Annotated in this window: 1 protein-coding gene; it reads right to left on the reverse strand. The window is 75.8% G+C overall.

What is annotated here, in order from left to right:
- Positions 1 to 240, reverse strand: a 240-nt coding sequence (locus DEIPI_RS40400; protein ID WP_045234730.1) for an FtsX-like permease family protein, incomplete at both ends; no start/stop codon positions are given.

Consider the following 240-nt stretch of genomic DNA (forward strand, 5'->3'; position numbering starts at 1 on the left):
CGAGCCCCACGGCGCCGCCCGCGAGGGTGAGGGTGAGGGCGTCCAGGACGAGCAGGGCCGCGCTCCGCGCGGGCGTCAGACCGAGGGCGCGCAGCACGCCGAGTTCCGCGCGCCGTTCCCGTCCCACGGCCGTCATGGTGACCGTCACGGAGAGGAACGCCACGAGGAGCGCCACGATGGAGAGGGCCCACGTGAGGGCCGTCACGGCGTTCAGCAGTCCGCTCGTGGCCCTGCGGGCGG

The sequence above is a fragment of the Deinococcus pimensis DSM 21231 genome (assembly GCF_000519345.1).
GTDB classification, from domain to species: Bacteria; Deinococcota; Deinococci; order Deinococcales; family Deinococcaceae; genus Deinococcus_A; species Deinococcus_A pimensis.